Source organism: Brachybacterium sp. ACRRE, from assembly GCF_022346485.1.
Taxonomy (GTDB): Bacteria; Actinomycetota; Actinomycetes; order Actinomycetales; family Dermabacteraceae; genus Brachybacterium; species Brachybacterium halotolerans.
On the sequence record NZ_JAKRMO010000041.1, the window covers coordinates 1 to 18529 of the forward strand.

The window sequence follows — 18529 nt, forward strand, 5'->3', positions numbered from 1 at the left end:
CCACCCCGTCGGCCCGCGTCCGTCTGCACCCCCTCGCCCCGGGCGCCGCCCGCATCGACGGCGGGTTCTGGGGCCTGCGTCAGGAGCGCAACCGGCGCGACGCCCTGCGCGCGGGGCACGAGCAGCTCGAGGCCTCCGGCACGCTGCAGAACTTCCGGATCGCCGCCGGGACCGCCGAGGGCGAGGCCCGCGGCATGATCTTCCAGGACTCGGACGTCTTTAAGTGGCTCGAGGCCGTGGCCTTCGAGCTGGGGCGCGAGGACGACGCCGAGCTGCGGCGCCTCATGGGGCAGGTCACCGCGACCGTCGCCGCGGCGCAGCAGGAGGACGGGTACCTCAACAGCGTCCACCAGCTGCGCCACTCCCGCGAGGAGCGGTACACCAACCTGGCCTGGAACCACGAGCTGTACTGCTACGGCCACCTCATGCAGGCCGCCGTCGCCCAGTCCCGCAGCGCCGGCGACGACGCGCTCCTGCAGGTGGCGCTGCGGATCCTGGACCACCTCACCCGGGTGTTCGGCCCCGGCGGGAACGTCGGCGTCCCGGGTCATCCCGAGATCGAGATGGCCCTGGTCGAGCTGCATCGCGAGACCGGCCGAGCCGACGCCCTGGACCTCGCGCGCACCTTCCTCGAGCGCCGCGGGCACGCCACGACCTCGAAGGATCCGGGCCCGGGCTACTTCTCGGACCGTGTGCCGGTGCGGGAGGCGACGACGGTCGAGGGGCACGCGGTGCGCGCGCTCTATCTCGCCGCCGGGGCGACGGACCTCGCGATCGAGGACGACGACGCCGAGCTCCTCACCCACGAGCAGCGCCTGTTCGCGACGACGCTCGCCACCAAGACCTACGTGACCGGCGGGATGGGATCGCGCTGGGACTGGGAGGCCTTCGGCGACCCCTTCGAGCTGGGCACCGACCGCGGGTACGCGGAGACCTGCGCGGGCATCGCCGCGGTCCAATGGGCCTGGCGGCTGCTGCTCGCCACGGGCGACGAGTCCTTCGCCGATGCGATCGACCGCCTGCTGCACAACGCCGTCCTGCCCGGCGTCTCCCTCGCGGGAACCGAGTTCTTCTACGTGAACTCGCTGCAGCTGCGCGAGGGCGCGATCGCCGACGAGGGCCGCTCGATCGCGCACGGTCGGCGCGGCTGGTTCGACTGCGCCTGCTGCCCGCCGAACGTCATGCGCACCCTGGCGAGCCTCGACCAGTACGTCGCGACGTCCGACGAGTCCGGGCTGCAGCTGCACCTGTATGCGAGCGGCCGGTACGGCACACAGGTGGACGGCGAGGACTTCGCGATCGAGGTCGCGACCGACTACCCGCACGACGGCACGGTGCGGATCCGTGTCCTCGCGGCGCCCAGCGCCGAGACGGAGCTGACGCTGCGCGTGCCGGCATGGGCCGACGGGGCGCGGCTCGAGGACCCGTCGGGGGCCGATGACCGGGACGCCGTGACGCCGCTCTCCCCCGGTGCCCATACCGTGCGGCGCGTCTTCGCCACCGGTGAGGAGCTGGTGCTGGACCTGCCGATGAGCGCCCGCTTCGTCGCCGCGCCGCACCGGGCGGATGCCTCGCGCGGCGCGGTCGCCCTGGAGCGCGGCCCGCTCGTCTACGCGCTCGAGCAGGCGGACCAGGAGGGCGAGCGCACCGTCGACGACGCGCTCGTCGACCCCTCCGCGCCCGTGCGCGAGCAGCGGATCGACGCCCTCGACGGGGTGGTCGCGCTCGACGTGACGGGCTGGGCCTCTCCCCCGCCGCCCACCGTGAGCGGCGAGGACGACGTGCCCGCGGTGACGGACGCGTGGCCGTATCGCGCCTGGTCGGGGGCGACCTCCGATCCGACCCCGCACACCTGGCGAGCGATCCCCTACTACGCGTGGGCGAACCGGGAGATCGGGCCGATGCGCGTGTGGATGCCGCTGAGGGAGCGATCGTGATCACGCGACGCTCGCTCCTGCGGGCAGGCGCTCTGACCGGCGCCGCCGCAGGAGCGGCCGCGCTCGCGGGCTGCTCGGGCACGCTGCCTCAGACCGACACGAGCGTGCGCGGCTTCGGCGAGGGCGCGAAGGGCACGGTGCGCGTGTGGTGCAGGGCGGGCACGCAGGACGCGATCACCGCGGCGGCGAAGGCCTTCTCCGAGGCACAGGACCGGTTGACCGTCGACGTCACCCCGATCCCCGACGCCCAGTACGTCACCAAGCTCGCGACCTCGATCCGCGGCGGCACCGTCCCGGACCTCGTGGACTTCGACCTCATCAACTGCCCGATGTTCATCGTCCGCGACGCCTTCGCCGACCTCACCGAGCAGGTCGAGGCGCTCGGCATCACCGACGTCCTCTCCCCCGGCCACCTCGGCGAGGTCACCTACCGCAAGCGGTACTACGGCATCCCGTTCCTGGGCGACTACTCGACCCTCTGGTACAACACGCAGATCCTCGAGGACGCGGGCGTCAACCCCGAGAAGGCGACTGCCGACCTCCCGTCCGTGCTGGACGCCTGCCGCACCCTCCAGGAGAAGACTCCCGACGTCACGCCGTGGAGCTTCCCCGGCAACGCTTCCGGGACGCTCGGATTCACCGTGCAGCCGATGATCTGGGCGGCCGGGACGGACCTCGTGACCGAGGATCCCGCCGACCAGCGCGGGAACGTCGAGGGCAACGACGCTCTGCAGTCCGTGCTGGAATTCCACCGGGACCTGTGGAAGGACGAGCTGGTGACTCGTCGGACCTACTCCGACGACGGCACCCAGTGGGGCGCGGACTTCCGCACCGGCGGGGTCGCGATGATCCCCGGCAGCTACGGCATGGCCGTGCCCGAGGCGTCCGAGGAGATGCGCGGTCGCTTCGCGAACGTGCTGATTCCCGGCCCCGAGGGCGGGCGCTCCACGTTCTCCGGCGGCGACGACCTGTGCATCCCGAACGGCTGCGCGAACGCATCCGGAGCCTGGGAGTTCTGCCGCTTCCTCCTGGCGGTCGAGCAGCAGGAGCGCCTGCCGGAGGCCGGGTACCTGCCCATCCGCTCCGACGCGGCGACCGACAGGTTCCGCGAGGACTTCCCGCTCGCGGTCCCGCCCATCGACGGCATCGCCGACGGGTACGTGCCCTTCACCCTCGGCTACAACCTTCTGTACAACCAGCCGGCCGGTCCCTGGCTCGCGATGTTCCGCGAGGCCGTGTTCGCCGGCGACGTGGAGGGCGCGATGCAGTCCGCGCAGTCCGAGTACGACCGCATCCTCGAGCAGACGAGGCCGTGAACGCCATGACGACACGATCCGGCTCAGAAGCTCTCCCCGCGACGGCGGGACCGGCGCGTTCGCGGCGCCGACGACGAGGCTCACTCACCCACCCGGCCCGCACCGGCATTCTCCTGGTGGCCCCGGCGGTGCTGCTGGTGGCGCTGTTCGCCCTGGTCCCGCTCGTCTTCGCGGTGTACATCTCGCTGACGAACTGGCCGCTGATCGGCGAGTACCGGTTCGTGGGCCTGGACAACTACCGCCTCGCCCTTCAGGACCCCGGCATGTTCAAGGCCGTGCGGTACACGCTGATCTACACGCTCATCGTGACCGTGCCGATCCTCGTGCTCGGGTACGGGCTCGCGGTGCTCGTGCGGCGGCGGCGTCGCGGATCGACCCTGCTGCGCACGATCTTCTTCGTGCCCTACGTCGTCGGCCTCACGACCCTGAGCTACATGCTCGTGCTCGAGGCGCAGCCGGATTCCGGCGTGATCAACCGGGTGCTGAAGGCTCTCGGGATCACCGACGGCACCACCGCCTGGCTGGTCGACGGGCCGCTCGCGACGATCCTCCTGTGCCTCCTGGTGATCTGGACCGTGCCGGGGCTGACCATGATCCTGCTGATGTCCGCCATGCAGGGCGTCCCCTCGGAGGTCTACGAGGCCGCCGAGATCGACGGCGCCACCTGGTGGCAGCGGGAGTGGCGGATCACCATCCCGATCATCAGGCCCTCCATCGCGATCGCCCTGATCATCTCGGTGATCGGCTCCCTGCTCGCCTTCAACCAGTTCTACATCCTCACCCGCGGCGGCCCGGGCACGGACACCATGACGATGGTCGGATACATCTACAACCGCGCCTTCGTCGAGCTCCAGCTGGGCTCGGCCACCGCCATGTCCCTGCTGCTGGTGATCGTGGTCGCCGCGGTCACGGGCGCCCAGTTCCTGCTGCTGCGAGAGAAGGACTGACGATGAGCGCAACCCACGCGACCGAACGCGAGCCCCGCGGGAAGGTGACGCTGTACGCCGCCTTCGGCGTCACCCTCGCCCTGGTGTTCACCCTGCCGCTGGTGTGGGCGGTGCTGCGGGCCTTCCAGCCCAACGACACCATCGTCACGGCCGCATCCCTCTCGCAGACGTTCGACCTCACCTGGAAGAACTTCGCGCAGATCCTGTCCCCGAACGGTTCGCTGTGGTCGGCCCTGATCAACTCGGTGATCGTCTCGCTGGGCACAGCGGTGCTCACGGCCGTGATCGCCACGCTCGCCGGGTACGGGCTCTCGCGCTTCCGCTTCCCCGGCGCCCGGGTGGCGTTCTCGGTGATCCTGCTGTCGATGATGGTGCCGTTCCAGGCGATCCTCACCCCGCTCTACCTCGAGATGAACGCCCTGCACCTCACCGACTCCCTGCTGGGACTCGTGCTCTTCTACACGACGGTGAACCTTCCCTTCGGGGTGTTCGTCATGAAGGCGTCCTGCGATGCGGTGCCCTCCTCCCTCGAGGACTCCGCGATCGTCGACGGTGCGGGCACGCTGCGGATGCTCACGGGCGTGCTGCGTCCGCTGCTGCTGCCGGGGATGGCGAGCGCCGGGCTCTACGCGTTCCTCGCCTCGTGGACGGAGTTCCTGGGAGCCCTCACCTTCATCACCCGGGAGAACCTCTACACGCTGCCGATCGCGCTGCTGAACCTGCAGTCCGGCACCTTCGGAGAGCTCGACTACGGGCTCCTCGTCGCCGGCGCCGTCGTCGCGATGGTCCCGTGCATCATCCTCTACGTCGCGCTGCAGAGGTTCTACGTGCAGGGGCTGGCCGCCGGAGCCGTGAAGGGCTGAGCTGGGGTGGGTGCCGGTCGCCCGCGCGCACCGTCTCCCGCCCTCGCCCGTGCGCGGTGAGAAGCACGAAACGGTTGCCAAGAGCGGTCTTGGCAACCGTTTCGCACTTCTCACGGTCCGGCGGGGCGGTGGACCGCGCTTTCGCGGTCCGGCGGGGCGGTGGACCGCGCTTTCGCGGTCCGATGGGGCGTGGTGTGGCGGGGTGGGCCGTCCCGCCCCGCCCCGCGCCGCCGCGGACGGGCGCGCACGGTCCCGGCGCCGCCCCTACGCTGGTCACGTGGCATCCATCGGCATCATCGGCACCAGCCCGAGCTTCTACAGCGACCTCGACTACGACAACGATTCCGCGCCCCTGGTGGCGGCGCTCGAGGCGCGCGGGCATCGCTCCGCACGCCTCGACTGGCACGAGGACCTGGACTGGGGAGCATGGGACCTGCTCGTGCTGCGCAGCCCGTGGGACTACGCCACCCAGCCCCGTGCGTTCGACGCCTGGCTGGAGCGCGCGGGCACGGCCTCGCGCGTGCTGAACGACCCCGCCCTGGTGCGCTGGAACATGGACAAGCGCTACCTCGCCGACCTCGAGCGGGAGGGCGTCGCCGTCGTACCCACCGACTATCTCGAGGACGGGAGCGCGCTCGCCACGGCGCTCGCGGCGCGCGGCACCGAGCATGTCGTCCTCAAGCCGGCCGTCGGCGCCGGGTCCCGCCTGACCGGTCTGTTCAGCGCCGGGGACCCCTCCGCGCAGGCGCTGGGCCTGGAGATCCTCGCCGAGGACGGCACCGTGATGCTGCAGCCCGAGGTGCCCGAGCTCTCGGCCGGCGCGGAGAAGGCGCTCTACCTCATCGACGGCCGCTTCACCCACGCGATCGCCAAGGGCGCCCTGCTCGCCCGCGGCGGTGGCCTCATCGGCGGCGTCTACGAGGAGAACCCCGTGGTCGTCGAGACCACCGAGGAGGAGCGCGCCTTCGCCGAGCGGGTGCTCTCCGCTGTGGTCCGGGCGACAGGCCAGCAGATGCCGCTGTACGCGCGGATCGATACCGTGGACTCCGCGCACCACGGACTCGTGCTGCTCGAGGCCGAGCTGTTCGAGCCGACCTTCAACCTGCACCTCGCGCCCGAGATCGTCGAGGTGTTCGCCGAGGCGATCCTCGCGCGACTCCCCCAGGGGGACTGAGCCGCCGCCCGGCCGACGCGGAACCCCGGCCTTCGACGCCACCAGGAAGGACCCCGCAGATGACTCCCGAGCAGGACACCCCCGACCAGCGACACGAAGCCCCCGCCGAGCGGCACGACGCCTCCCGCCCCGTGCACGTCATGAGCTTCAACGCGCTCTTCCAGACGGACTCCACGACGCCCGACGAGCCCGCCCACTGGGCGCACCGCGCCCCCGCGATCCGCGGCCTCATGGCCGCGGTGATGCCGGACCTGCTGGGGCTGCAGGAGATGCAGACGCACACCTTCGGGCCGATCGAGGAAGGGCTCGGCCGGGCGTACCGGGCCGTCGGCACGATGGGCGTCAAGGGCGGCAGCCAGGGCCTCATCAACCCGATCCTGTTCAACGCCGAGCGCTTCGAGCTGGTCGCCTGGGACCAGTTCTGGCTCTCGGACACGCCGCGCGTGATCGGCTCGACGACCTGGGGGAACACGGGTCCGCGCGGTGCCACCTGGGTGCGCCTGCGCGATCGCGAGAGCGGGCGCGAGCTCGTGCATCTCAACACGCACCTGGACCACGTCATCACGCAGGCGAAGGCCAAGGGCGCTCAGCTGATCGCCGACCGTCTGCGCCAGTTCGCGCTGTGGGGTCTGCCGACGATCACCACGGGTGACTTCAACTCCGTCGCCGGCGACTCCCCCGCCTACGAGATCCTCGTCGAGCGCGGCGGGCTGCAGGACTCGTGGGTCGCGGCCGAGCAGCGCCTGAGCCCGCAGCTGTCGACCTTCCCGTTCTTCGGCGAGGTCGAGGAGTCCGACTTCCGCATCGACTGGATCCTGCTCAGCGAGGGCGTGCGCGTGCTCGACGCGACGATCGACGCCCGTCGGCCCGGCGGGGTGTTCCCCAGCGACCACCTGCCGGTGCAGGCGCACGTGGTGCTGCCGTAGCAGGTGCCAGGGCGCCGGGGCGACGGGGCGCCGGGGCGACCGCGCCGCCTCGGATCCCCGCCCTTCGATGTCGCTGGGTGAGGTCTCGACCTCGTATACGCGTCGAGACCTCACCCAGCGACATCGGCCGCCCCGGTCGGCCGAGTTCGTCCGGCCGCGCGAGTCCGGCAGCACCTCATCGACCGCGAACCGCCCCGCTCAGCCCGCGAAGCCCAGCAGGTGGCGCATGGCCAGCTGCTGCAGGCGCACGAAGCCGAAGTTCCTGGCCCCTGCGGCGTCGACGTCGAAGTCCTCGAAGGCGCTGCGGTCGGCGAGGAGGTCGGCGAGGGACTCGTTCGCGCCCAGGGTGGGCCTGCCGAGGTCCTCGATGCCCGAGTAGGCCAGGGCCTCCTGGACCTCCGGATCGGCGCGGAACGCCAGCGCGCGCTCCTTGAGCATCAGGTACATCTCCATGTTCGCGGCCGCCGCGTCGTACTGGCCCTTCTCGTGCTCGGTGCGCGAGGGCTTGTAGTCGAAGTGGCGGGCGCCGTCGAAGGCGCCGGGCTTGGAGGGGAAGCCGTTCTCCAGCAGGTCCACGGTGAAGAACGCGCTGATCAGGTCGCCGTGGCCGAACACGAGGTCCTGGTCGTACATCGGGCCGTGCTGGCCGTTGAGGTCGATGTGGAAGAGCTTGCCGGCCCACAGCGCCTGGGCGAGGCCGTGGGTGTAGTTCAGCGTCGCCATCTGCTCGTGGCCGGTCTCGGGGTTGATGCCGATGATGTCGCGGTGCTCGAGCTGCTCGATGAAGGCGAGGGCGTGGCCGACGGTGGGCAGGAAGATGTTGCCGCGGGGCTCGTTGGGCTTGGGCTCGAGGGCGACGCGCAGGTCGTATCCCTTGTCCTTGATGTACCCGGCGACGGTGTCGATGCCCTCGGCGTAGCGCTGATGCGCGGCGAGCAGGTCCTTCGAGCCGTCGTACTCGGCGCCCTCGCGGCCGCCCCACATGACGAAGGTCTTCGCGCCCAGCTCCGCGGCGAGGTCCACGTTGGTGAGGACCTTGCGCAGGCCATACCGGCGCACCGAGCGGTCGTTGCTGGTGAAGGCGCCGTCCTTGAAGACCGGGTGGGCGAAGGTGTCGGTCGTGATCATCTCGATCACCAGGCCCGTCTCCTCCGTGACCTTCTTCAGCTGCGCGATGATCCGCGAGCGCTCCTCGGGGCTCGCGCCAAAGGGGACCACGTCGTTGTCGTGGAAGGTGAAGCCCCAGGCGCCGATCTCGGCGAGGCGGCGGATGTGCGCGGTGAGCTCGAGCGGCGGACGCGTCGGGTCGCCGAACTGGTCCTTCGCGGTCCATCCGGTGGTCCACAGGCCGAAGGAGAAGCGATCCTCGCGGGTGGGGGTGGGAGCGGTCATCGTTGATCTCCTCTGTTTAGTAAGATGCAGCAACTAACCTACGGGCCGTTGCCCGCGGGCACAAGTGGGCGGACGCGGCCCGGACCCGCCCGCCCAGCGGATACGCTCAGCGGGCCGACGACGATCCACGGCAGTCACCCAGCGACGATCGACGCAGAGCACCGCGGAGACGAGCGACGCTGAGCAGCGCGGCACAGCACAGCGCGGCGCGCGACGAGAGGAGCATCCCCGTGCAGTCCACCCATCTGCGGGAGCACAACCTCTCCCTCTGCCTGCGCACCCTCTCCTCAGCGCCCGAGCCGCTCTCGCGCGCCGGTCTCGCCGCCCGCACGGGGCTCACCAAGCCCACGGTCTCCAAGCTCGTCGAGGAGCTCATCGGCGCGGGGCTCGTGGCCGAGGACGCGCCGCTGATCCACGGCACCGGCCGACCGATGGTCCCGCTGCGCCCCGCGAGCGGCACCCTGCTCGCGATCGGCCTCGAGGTCACCGCCGTCGGCGTCTCCTGCCTGGCCACCGACCTCACCGGAGAGGCGCTCGCCGCGGCCGACGAGACGCTGGATGCCGTGGCCGCCCCTCCCTCCCGGGTCATCGAAGCCTGCGGGAGGCTCGTCTCCGAGGTGCGCGGGACGGCGAGCGCCGATGCCCCGGCCCCGCTGCCCGTGGTCGGGGTGTGCGCGGCCCTGCCCGGTCGGATCGATCCGGCCGACGGGTCCGTGCTCTCCGCGCCCGGGATCGGCTGGAGTGACGTCCCGTTCGTGGCCCGGCTGCGGGAGCGGCCCGAGCTCGCCGGCCTCACCGTGCTCGCGCAGAACGACAACCGGCTCTCCGTGCTCACCGAGCTCGATCAGCGGCCCGGCCAGTCCTTCGTCTACCTGCGCGGACACACCGGCGTGGGCGGGGCGGTCGTGCTGGGCGGGCGCGTGCTGGAGGGCGAGCACGGGTGGGCCGGCGAGTTCGGGCACATGGTCGTCGAGCCGGGCGGGGCGCTCTGCCGCTGCGGGCGACGCGGCTGCCTCGAGGCGTACGTGTCCGCGCATGCTCTGCGCGAGCGGGCCGGGCTCGGTCCGGAGTCCTCGCTGGAGGAGCTGGTCGACGCGCTCGCCCACGGGAGCGGGACCGGCCGGGCCGACGGCCGGAGCGAGGTGATCGGCACGATCGGCCGCGCCATCGGCACCGCCGTCGCCAACGCGCTGAACGTCCTGGACCTCTCGACCGTCGTCCTCTCCGGCCATCTCGCGCCGATCGGCGAGGAGATCGGGCCCGTGATCAGCGAGACCGTCGCCGAGCACGCGCTCGCGACCGAGGCCGGTCCCATCACGATCGAGCGCTCGGACGCCCCGGCCGATCTCGCTCTGCGCGGTGCCGCACGGTGGGCGCTCGAACCCGTCTTCGCCGCTCCCGGCCAGTGGATCGCCCGCGAGGCCTGATCCGACGCCCCGGCTGATCCGACATCCCTGCTGATCCGACACCCCTGCTGGTCAGCCGGCGCGCGTCGGCGCCGGCCCCGTCGACTCCCGCTCCACGAGGCGCGTCTCGAGCTGGAAGGGATGGGCGAACAGCTCGGGATCCCCGGCGAGCGCGAGCAGGCGCTCGACGGCGACCTGTCCCATGGCGAACAGGGGCTGGCGGATCGTGGTGAGCCGCGGCCAGGTCCAGCGGCACACGATGGTGTCGTCGAATCCGACCACGCTGAGGTCGCCGGGCACGTCGAGTCCTCGCCGGCGCGCCTCGCGCAGCACGCCCACGCCGAGGACGTCGGAGGCGGCGAAGATCGCCGTGGGCGGGTCCTCCAGATCCAGCAGCTGCGCGGCGCAGATCTCCCCGTCCTCGTCATCGAAGCGGCCGTGCAGCACGAGCGCGGGATCGAACTCGATGCCCTGCTGCTCGAGGCCGCTGCGGTATCCCTGAAGACGCTGCCTGCCGGGGATCGACTCCTCGGGACCGGCCAGCGTGGCGATCCGGCGGTGCCCGAGGGCCGCGAGGTGACGGACGGCAGAGACCGCGCCCTCCCAGTTCGTCGCCGCGATCGTCACCAGGTCCGGTACGGGCGCGCCGACGGCCGCGTCCGGCACCGAGATGGGGTCGATGACGATCAGGGGCAGGTCGAGCTCGCGGCTCCAGCCCGCATGCTCGGGGCCGACGGGCGTGGTGACGGCGATGATCCCCGCGGCGCCGCGACGGGCGGCATCCTCCATCCGCTCCCGCGTCAGCGGCTCGTGCTCGCCGATCTCGCCGCCGCCGGTCTCGACGAGGAGCTGCGCCCCCGCGCGCTGCGCCGCGCGCTCCGCCCCGGCGAGGATGTCGATGACGTAGGGGCTGTCCAGCCGCGGGAACCGGATGAGCGCGACCGGGCTGGGGGTGAGCGCACGGGTCCGCGGCGCATACCCCAGCTCCTCGGCGATGCGTGCCACGCGTTCGCGGGTCTTCTTGCCCACGTCGGCGCGCGCGTTCAAGGCCTTCGAGGCCGTGGCGAGCGAGACCTCCGCGCGGCGCGCGACCTCTGCGAGCGTCACCTTCCGCGGCGTGTCCGCCCTGCCGCGATCCGCTGCGTCCTTCCGGACCTCGCCCTCCCGGGCCTCGTCAGCTCGCCGCGCGCCCTCCTCGGGCTCCGCTCCGTGCACACCGCGCATCCCCGACGTCTCCTCACCCCTGCCGACAGTTCACCACGGGGAGGTGCTTTCGCATACTTTCGCTCCGGCGGCGATGAGCCCATCGTACCCGCTCCGATCCTGTGTCCGCGCACCGTGCGATCACATCGGCACCGACCTCGCGACGAGCGCGCGAGGACGGCTCTTCTCTTCCCGCATGACCGCGCGAGTCCGCCGCGCGACGCATCGCACCGGGGCGCTCGAGCACCGGGTCGAGAGCAGGCAGGCTCGGGAGAGCTGCCCCGGACAGCTCTCGCCGCCCGCCCCTCGCCGCACGGGAGCATGCGCGCCCGCACCACCTCCACCTGCAGTTTCATCTACCACGCCCCGCGGCCGTGACGACTCGCCACTGCCCTTGACCGATGCGCCAGGCCTTTGTAAATTAGCCTCACTTATCGCGCGGCGATGGCCGTCGGCCCGCGGCGCACCCGCTTCCCACCGCACTTCTCGTCACCGTCGACAGCAGGAGCAGGTCATGCACACACCCCTCATCTCGCGCCGCACCGCGCTCGGCGCCGCCGCAGGCGCCTCCGCCCTCGCCCTCGCCGCCTGCGGCACCTCGGGGCCCGGCGGATCCGGCTCCTCGGGCGGCGGTGACTCCGCAACTTTCTGGCAGCTTTCGGGACAGCCGAACGAAGGCATCTACAAGGACTCCGTCGACGCCTTCAACACGCTCGACAAGGGCACCATCGACCTCACGTTCTTCCAGAACGACGCCTACAAGCAGAAGATCCGCACCGCCATCGGCGCGGGCGAGGCGCCCACGATCATCTACGGCTGGGGCGGAGGCGGCCTGCGCACCTACGCCGAGGAGAAGCAGGTCGACGACCTCACCTCGTGGCTCGAGGAGAACGCCGACTTCAAGGACCGCTTCATCGACTCCGTGTGGGGCGCCGCGACCGTCGACGACAAGATCTATGCGCTCCCGATCGGCGCGACCCAGCCGATCATCATGTTCCACAACAAGACGGTCCTCGAGAAGATCGGCGCGAAGGCCCCCACCACCTGGGACGACCTCCTGGACGTCATCGAGAAGGCGCACTCCGGCGGCGTCGCCCCGATCTCCCTCGCCGGGCAGTCGCGGTGGACCTCGATGATGTGGCTCGAGTACCTGCTGGACCGCATCGGCGGGCCGAAGGTGTTCGGGAGGATCGCCGCCGGGGAGAAGGACGCCTGGCTCGACGACGCCGTCGTCGCGATGGGCGACAAGGTCAAGGAGCTGCTCGAGGTCAAGGCCTTCGCCGACGGCTTCGAGTCCATGGCCGCCGACTCCAACACGGACCAGGCCCTGCTGTGGTCCGACAAGGCGGCCCTCATGCTGCACGGCGGCTGGACCTTCGGCGGCATGAAGGCCAGCGGCGGCGACTTCGTCTCCGGCGGGCACCTGGGCTACGGCCCCTTCCCCACCATCGAGGGCGGCAAGGGCGAGCTCGGCGACCTCGTGGGCAACCCCTGCAACTACGTGTCGCTCTCCTCCGCCGCCTCCGACGCCGAGAAGACCGTCGCCCAGGACTTCTTCCTCGAGGGCATGATGACCGACGACGTGGCGGCGGCCTTCGTCGACTCCGGCTCCGCCCCCGTCGTCACCGGTCAGGAGGACGCGCTGAAGGCGAGCGACGACGCCGACTACCTCCAGTGGGTCTACCAGTCCCTCCAGGACGCCCCTGCCTTCACCCAGTCCTGGGACCAGGCGCTGCAGCCCACCGACGCCGAGACGCTGCTGGTGAACACCGAGCAGCTGTTCCTGGGCAAGCTCGAGCCCGAGCAGTTCGCCGAGAACATGAACAGCGGCAAGGGGGCCTGAGCATGACCAGCCCGTCGGCCCGCCTCGATCGCGGCGAGCGTCTCGACCGCGTGGAGAGCGGCGAGCGCCTCGAGCGTGCCGAGAGCGTCGACAGCGGTGAGCGCGCCGACGCCGGCGAGCGCGTCCGGGACGCGGCGAGGACCCGCCCCGCGCGGGGCACCGAGCGCTCGACCCGCGGCGCACCCGGGCGCGAGCGCGTGCAGCTCTCCCACGTGCTGTTCGCCCTGCCCGCACTGGGATTCTTCGCGATCTTCGCGCTGCTGCCGCTGGTGGGCGTGCTCGTGCTGTCCTTCACCTCGTGGAACGGCATCGGCGCCATCACGTTCACCGGGCTCACCAGCTGGGGCGAGGTGCTCACCCGCTCCACGACCTGGCACGGGCTCGCGCTGGTGGTGCTCATGATCGTGGCGACCTGGGTGCTGCAGACGCCGCTGAGCATCCTGCTAGGCACGTTCCTCGCCGGCCGCCAGCGCTACCGCAACGTGCTCGCGGTGCTCTACTTCCTGCCGCTGCTGCTGTCCTCGGCGGCCATCGCGATCACCTTCAAGTCGCTGCTGGACCCGAACTTCGGGCTCGCGAGCGGGCTGAACATGCCCTTCCTCAAGCAGAACTGGCTGGGCGACGCGACCCTCGTGTGGATCGTGCTGCTGGTGATCATCGCCTGGCAGTTCATCCCCTTCCACACGCTCATCTACCAGGGCGCGGTGCGGCAGATCCCGCAGACGATGTACGAGGCGGCGCAGATCGACGGCGCCGGCCGCGTGCGCCAGTTCTTCTCGATCACCCTGCCGCAGCTCAAGTACACGCTGATCACGAGCTCGACCCTGATGGTGGTCGGCGCCCTGACCTACTTCGACATCATCTTCGTGCTCACCCAGGGCGGGCCCGGATCGTCCACGCGGATCCTCCCGCTGGACATGTACCTCACCGGATTCCGCGGCAACGAGATGGGGGTCGCGAGCGCGCTGGCCGTGATCCTCGTGGTCCTGGGCCTGGGCCTCGCGCTCGGCGTGCAGCGCCTGGGCGGCAAGGACGCCTCGGCCAGCCAGACGGAAGGAGCCTGAGCCATGCGCAGGAACTGGATCGGAGGGGCCTTCGGCTGGCTCTGGCTGCTGCTCGTGCTGCTGCCCATCTACTTCGTGGGGATCACGAGCCTGAAGTCGATCTCGACGTACTTCGGCTCGAACCCCGTGCTGCCCTCGGCCGCGCTCGCGTTCGAGAACTTCACCGCCGTGCTCGAGGCCGACTTCGGGATGTACCTGGCCAACAGCGTGCTCGTCGCGCTCGGCACGGTGATCCCGCTCGTGCTCATGGCCTTCATGGCCTCGTACTCGATCGTCCGCGCCACCGGCCGCTTCTCCCGCCCCCTGCGCAGCGTGTTCCTGCTGGGCCTCGCGATCCCCGTGCAGGCGACCATCGTGCCCATCTACCTGCTGATCATCCGCCTGCACATGTACGACTCGCTGGGCGCGCTGATGCTCCCGGGGATCGCGTTCGGCCTGCCGCTGAGCATCCTGATCATCTCCAACTCGATGCGCGACGTGCCCGGGGAGCTGTTCGAGGCGATGGACATCGACGGCTGCAGCGAGTGGCAGAAGATGTGGCGCCTCGCCTTCCCGATGACCCGCCCCGCGCTGGTCACCGTGGGCGTGTACCAGGCGCTGATGTCGTGGAACGGGTTCCTGTTCCCGCTGATCCTCACCCAGAGCCCCGACAAGCGCACGCTGCCGCTCGCGCTGTGGTCCTTCCAGGGCGAGTACGCGACCAACGTGCCCGTGGTGATGGCCGCCGTGGTCCTCTCCTCGATCCCGATCATCGTCCTGTACGCCCTGGGCCGTCGGTACCTCGTGGGCGGCATGACCGCGGGGGCCGGCAAGTGAGCCGTCCCCGGCCGGGAGGCGCCGCGCGGGAGCCGAGCGGCGCGGTCAACCATCGCTCGCGCGCCGGACGGTCCGGTCACGAAGGGATCACGGCCGGTGACCGGGCGGTAACCACGGGCGGGCTCCCCGCGAGGCTGTGGGTCCGCGACGGAATCCCTCCGTCCCCGCGAAAGGACACACCATGGACCTCGTCACCGGCCTTCTCGAGTCGATCCTCGGCGTCGTCGGCGGCATCCTCGGCGGCATCCTCTGACCCCACCCGACCCCGTCGGACGGGGAGGGCCGCAGCGGCGGCCCTCCCCGTCCTTCTGCGCGTTGACCTGCGCGGCCATGCCGGTTGTCCACCGGCGGCGGCCCGGATAGGTTCGAGGGGCCCGCCAGCGGTCGACCTCCCGCCCGTCCCCGACCCGTCCCGCCGCCATCGTCCGCTCACCGAGGAGCCGTGACCCCCGCCGTGACCACCCCGTCCTCCCGCCCGCTGCGCGTCGGCCTCATCGGCCACGGCTTCATGGGCGCCGCCCACTCCCACGCCTGGCGCACCGCGCACCGGTTCTTCGACCTGCCGCTCACCCCCGAGCTGCGCACCCTCGCCGGCCGCCGCCGCGAGACCCTCGCCGAGTCCGCGGAGCGCTTCGGCTTCGCCGCCACCACGACCCGCTGGCAGGATCTCGTCGAGGACCCCGAGATCGACCTCGTGGACATCTGCACCCCCGGCGACACCCACCGGGAGATCGCGCTCGCCGCACTCGCCGCCGGCAAGCACGTGCTGTGCGAGAAGCCGCTCGCGAACTCCGTGGCGGAGGCCGAGGAGATGGCGGACGCCGCCCGCGCCGCCTCCGCCCGCGGCATCCGCTCGCTGTGCGGGTTCTCCTACCGCCGCACCCCTGCCCTGGCCTATGCCCGTCAGCTCGTCGCCGAGGGCTTCGTGGGCGAGATCCGACAGGTCCGCGCCCAGTACCTGCAGGACTGGCTGGCCGACGCCGACGCCCCCATGACCTGGCGGCTGGAGAAGGAGAAGGCCGGTTCCGGCGCCCTCGGCGACATCGGCGCGCACGTCGTCGACCTCGTCCAATGGGTCACCGGCACGGACATCGAGGCCGTCTCCGGGACGCTCGCCACCGTGGTCCCCACCCGGCCCGCGGCGGGAGCGATGCAGGGCCTGGGCGGGAAGGGCGACGCCGCCGGCGAGCGACGGCAGGTCACCGTCGACGACACCGCCCTGTTCTCCGTGCGTCTCGCGAGCAGCGTGCTCGGGTCCTTCGAGGCCACCCGCATGGCGCAGGGCCGCAAGAACGCGATGCGCATCGAGCTCCATGGCTCGCGCGGCGCGATCGCCTTCGACTTCGAGCGCATGAACGAGCTGGAGATCTACGACGCCACCGCTCCCGCCGGGCGCCAGGGCTTCACCCGCGTGCTCACCACCGAGCCCGAGCACCCCTACGCCGCCGCCTGGTGGCCCACCGGCCACGGCCTGGGCTACGAGCACACCTTCACGCACGAGGCCGCCGACCTGGTGCGCGCGATCGGCGAGGGCACGGATCCCTCACCGTCCTTCGACGAGGCCCTGCGCGTGCAGCGCGTGCTGGCCGCCGTCGAGGCCAGCCATGCCGACGGCTCCCGCTGGACCGCCGTCGGCCCCGCTCCGTCCGCCCCGTCCGCCGCACCCGCCCCGTCCACTGCGCCCACCCCGTCCACTGCGTCCACCACCGAGGAGACCACCCGATGACCACCACCCGAACCGCCCTCGTCGTCCGCGGCGGCTGGGACGGGCACCAGCCCGTCGAGGCGACCGACCTGTTCATCCCCCACCTGCGCGAGCACGGCTTCGAGGTGCGCATCGAGGAGAGCCCGGCCATCTACGCGGACGCCGAGTACATGGCCGGCGTCGACCTCATCGTGCAGTGCATGACCATGTCCACGATCGAGCGCCCCCAGTTCGAGGGGCTCCGGGCCGCGGTCGAGGCCGGGACGGGCCTCGCGGGATGGCACGGCGGCATCGCCGACAGCTACCGCAGCGAATCGGACTACCTCACCCTCATCGGCGGCCAGTTCGGCTGCCACCCGGGCAAGCATCCCGACGAGCGCCGCGGCGAGCAGGACGACAACTACGTCCCCTACACGGTGAACATGCTCCCGGCGGCCACCGAGCACCCCATCACCCGCGGCGTGGACGACTTCGACCTGGTCACCGAGCAGTACTGGGTGCTCTCCGACGACTACATCGACGTGCTCGCGACCACCACCCAGAAGGTGCGCGCGTGGGACCCGTGGAACCGCCCGATCACCTCGCCCGCGATCTGGACCCGCCAGTGGGGGAAGGGCCGGATCTTCGTCGCGACCCCCGGCCACCACGTCGACGTGCTCGAGGATCCCAGCGTGCGCACGATCGTCGAGCGCGGACTGCTGTGGGCCGCGCGCGGATCCGAGGACCCGTACGCCGCCCCGTCCGCCGGCCGCGCGCACCGGACGGAGGAGGCCCGATGAGCGCCGCGCCCCGCCCCCTGCGGATCGGCATGATCGGCTGCGGGAACATCTCCGCGCAGTACCTCGCCTCCTTCCCCGCCCTGCCGGACGTGGAGCTCGTCGCGGTCGCGGACCTCGACGCCTCCCGCGCCGAGGCCGTCGCCTCCGCGCACGAGGGCGTGCGCGCCCTCTCGGTCGACGACCTCATCGCCGACCCGGACGTGGACACGGTCCTGAACCTCACGATCCCCGCGTCCCACGCCGAGGTGGACCAGCGGGCGATCGACGCCGGGAAGAACGTGTACGCCGAGAAGCCCTTCGCCGTCGAGACGGCCGACGGCGCCGCCGTGCTCGAGGCGGCCCGCGCGGCCGGCGTGCTCGTCGGCTCCGCCCCCGACACCGTGCTGGGCACGGGCACGCAGACGGCGCGCGCGGCGATCGACGAGGGCCTCATCGGCGCCCCGATCGCGGCGACCGCCACCATGCTCACCCCCGGCCACGAGCGCTGGCACCCCAACCCGGACTTCTACTACGTGCCCGGCGGCGGGCCGCTGCTGGACATGGGCCCGTACTACGTCCACGCACTGGTCACGCTGCTGGGCCCGGTCGACGCCGTGATCGGCGCGGCCTCCCGCACCCGTTCCGAGCGCACCATCGGCTCCGGCCCGCGCGCGGGCGAGGTCATCCCTGTCTCCACGGACACGCACGTCAGCGGGATCCTCGTGCACTCCTCGGGAGTCCTGTCCACGCTCGTGATGAGCTTCGACGCGGTGGCCACCTCGATCCACCCGATCGAGATCCATGGCAGCGCGGGCAGCCTCGCGGTGCCCGACCCCAACCGCTTCGACGGCGACGTCGAGCTGCACCGCCTGGGCGGCGAGGGGTGGGAGACCCTGCCCGTGAGCGCCGGCTACGTGGGCGCGTCCCGCGGGATCGGACTGCAGGACCTGGTGCTGCGCGGCGCGGACCTGCGGGCGAGCGGCGCGCTCGGCCAGCACGCCCTGGAGGTCATGAACGCCGTGCTCGCCTCCTCGCGCAGCGGCTCCCGCGTCGAGGTCGCGAGCAGCTGCGAGCGCCCGCAGTCCGTCCCGCTGACCGATGTGAGGGGCTGAGGGCGCGCCCCGCGCGAGGCAACCCGTGGCATCCGCCCGCGTCGCAGGGCGTGACGCGGGACACTGG

At 71.7% G+C, this 18529-nt stretch carries 15 protein-coding genes; 13 read left to right on the forward strand and 2 right to left on the reverse strand.

The window, feature by feature from the left end:
• The 6 genes from MHY49_RS12350 to MHY49_RS12375 all read left to right on the forward strand — a co-directional run.
• Positions 1-1937 (forward strand): glycoside hydrolase family 127 protein (locus tag MHY49_RS12350; protein ID WP_239204499.1); only part of this gene is annotated, 1937 nt, incomplete at its 5' end.
• Entirely contained in the window at positions 1934-3253 is a 1320-nt protein-coding gene (locus tag MHY49_RS12355) for a sugar ABC transporter substrate-binding protein (protein WP_239204501.1), read from the forward strand. The genes MHY49_RS12350 and MHY49_RS12355, both read left to right, overlap by 4 nt.
• Before the next feature lie 5 nt (positions 3254-3258).
• Positions 3259-4200 (forward strand): carbohydrate ABC transporter permease, encoded by a 942-nt coding sequence (locus tag MHY49_RS12360; protein WP_239204503.1) that lies wholly within the window; start codon positions 3259-3261, stop codon positions 4198-4200.
• A gap of 2 nt (positions 4201-4202) precedes the next feature.
• Positions 4203-5063: a carbohydrate ABC transporter permease gene (locus MHY49_RS12365; protein ID WP_239204505.1), complete on the forward strand. Its 861-nt coding sequence runs from the start codon at positions 4203-4205 to the stop codon at positions 5061-5063.
• A gap of 277 nt (positions 5064-5340) precedes the next feature.
• Entirely contained in the window at positions 5341-6237 is an 897-nt protein-coding gene (locus MHY49_RS12370) for a hypothetical protein (RefSeq protein ID WP_239204507.1), read from the forward strand.
• Positions 6238-6296: 59 nt separating this feature from the next.
• Positions 6297-7163 carry an endonuclease/exonuclease/phosphatase family protein gene (locus MHY49_RS12375; RefSeq protein ID WP_239204509.1) on the forward strand — a complete coding sequence of 289 codons (867 nt, stop codon included), beginning with the start codon at positions 6297-6299 and terminating at the stop codon, positions 7161-7163.
• 198 nt (positions 7164-7361) lie between these two features.
• Here MHY49_RS12375 and xylA read toward each other — a convergent pair whose 3' ends face one another.
• Positions 7362-8555 (reverse strand): xylose isomerase, encoded by a 1194-nt coding sequence (gene xylA, locus MHY49_RS12380; RefSeq protein WP_239204511.1) that lies wholly within the window; start codon positions 8553-8555, stop codon positions 7362-7364.
• A 230-nt stretch (positions 8556-8785) separates the two neighbouring features.
• Between xylA and MHY49_RS12385 the strand changes: the two genes are divergently transcribed.
• Positions 8786-9982, forward strand: coding sequence for an ROK family transcriptional regulator (locus MHY49_RS12385; protein WP_239204513.1), 1197 nt, complete (start codon positions 8786-8788; stop codon positions 9980-9982).
• Positions 9983-10033: 51 nt separating this feature from the next.
• Here MHY49_RS12385 and MHY49_RS12390 read toward each other — a convergent pair whose 3' ends face one another.
• Entirely contained in the window at positions 10034-11185 is a 1152-nt protein-coding gene (locus MHY49_RS12390) for a LacI family DNA-binding transcriptional regulator (protein WP_239204515.1), read from the reverse strand.
• Positions 11186-11678: 493 nt separating this feature from the next.
• Here MHY49_RS12390 and MHY49_RS12395 point away from each other — a divergent pair, with 493 nt between their 5' ends.
• From MHY49_RS12395 to MHY49_RS12420, 6 genes are all read left to right on the forward strand, one after another.
• Entirely contained in the window at positions 11679-13007 is a 1329-nt protein-coding gene (locus MHY49_RS12395) for an extracellular solute-binding protein (RefSeq protein WP_239204517.1), read from the forward strand.
• A 2-nt stretch (positions 13008-13009) separates the two neighbouring features.
• The gene (locus MHY49_RS12400; RefSeq protein ID WP_239204519.1) at positions 13010-14071 is read left to right on the forward strand and encodes a carbohydrate ABC transporter permease; all 1062 of its coding nucleotides are present in this window, start codon (positions 13010-13012) and stop codon (positions 14069-14071) included.
• 3 nt (positions 14072-14074) lie between these two features.
• On the forward strand, positions 14075-14887 hold the full coding sequence (locus MHY49_RS12405; RefSeq protein ID WP_200503504.1) for a carbohydrate ABC transporter permease: 813 nt from the start codon (positions 14075-14077) through the stop codon (positions 14885-14887).
• Positions 14888-15329: 442 nt separating this feature from the next.
• Positions 15330-16613 carry a Gfo/Idh/MocA family protein gene (locus MHY49_RS12410; protein ID WP_370646130.1) on the forward strand — a complete coding sequence of 428 codons (1284 nt, stop codon included), beginning with the start codon at positions 15330-15332 and terminating at the stop codon, positions 16611-16613.
• Entirely contained in the window at positions 16610-17371 is a 762-nt protein-coding gene (locus MHY49_RS12415) for a ThuA domain-containing protein (protein ID WP_239204521.1), read from the forward strand. Before MHY49_RS12410 ends, MHY49_RS12415 begins: the two co-directional genes overlap by 4 nt.
• Entirely contained in the window at positions 17368-18462 is a 1095-nt protein-coding gene (locus MHY49_RS12420) for a Gfo/Idh/MocA family protein (protein WP_239204523.1), read from the forward strand. The genes MHY49_RS12415 and MHY49_RS12420 overlap by 4 nt, the downstream gene beginning before the upstream one ends.
• Positions 18463-18529: the final 67 nt, after the last annotated feature.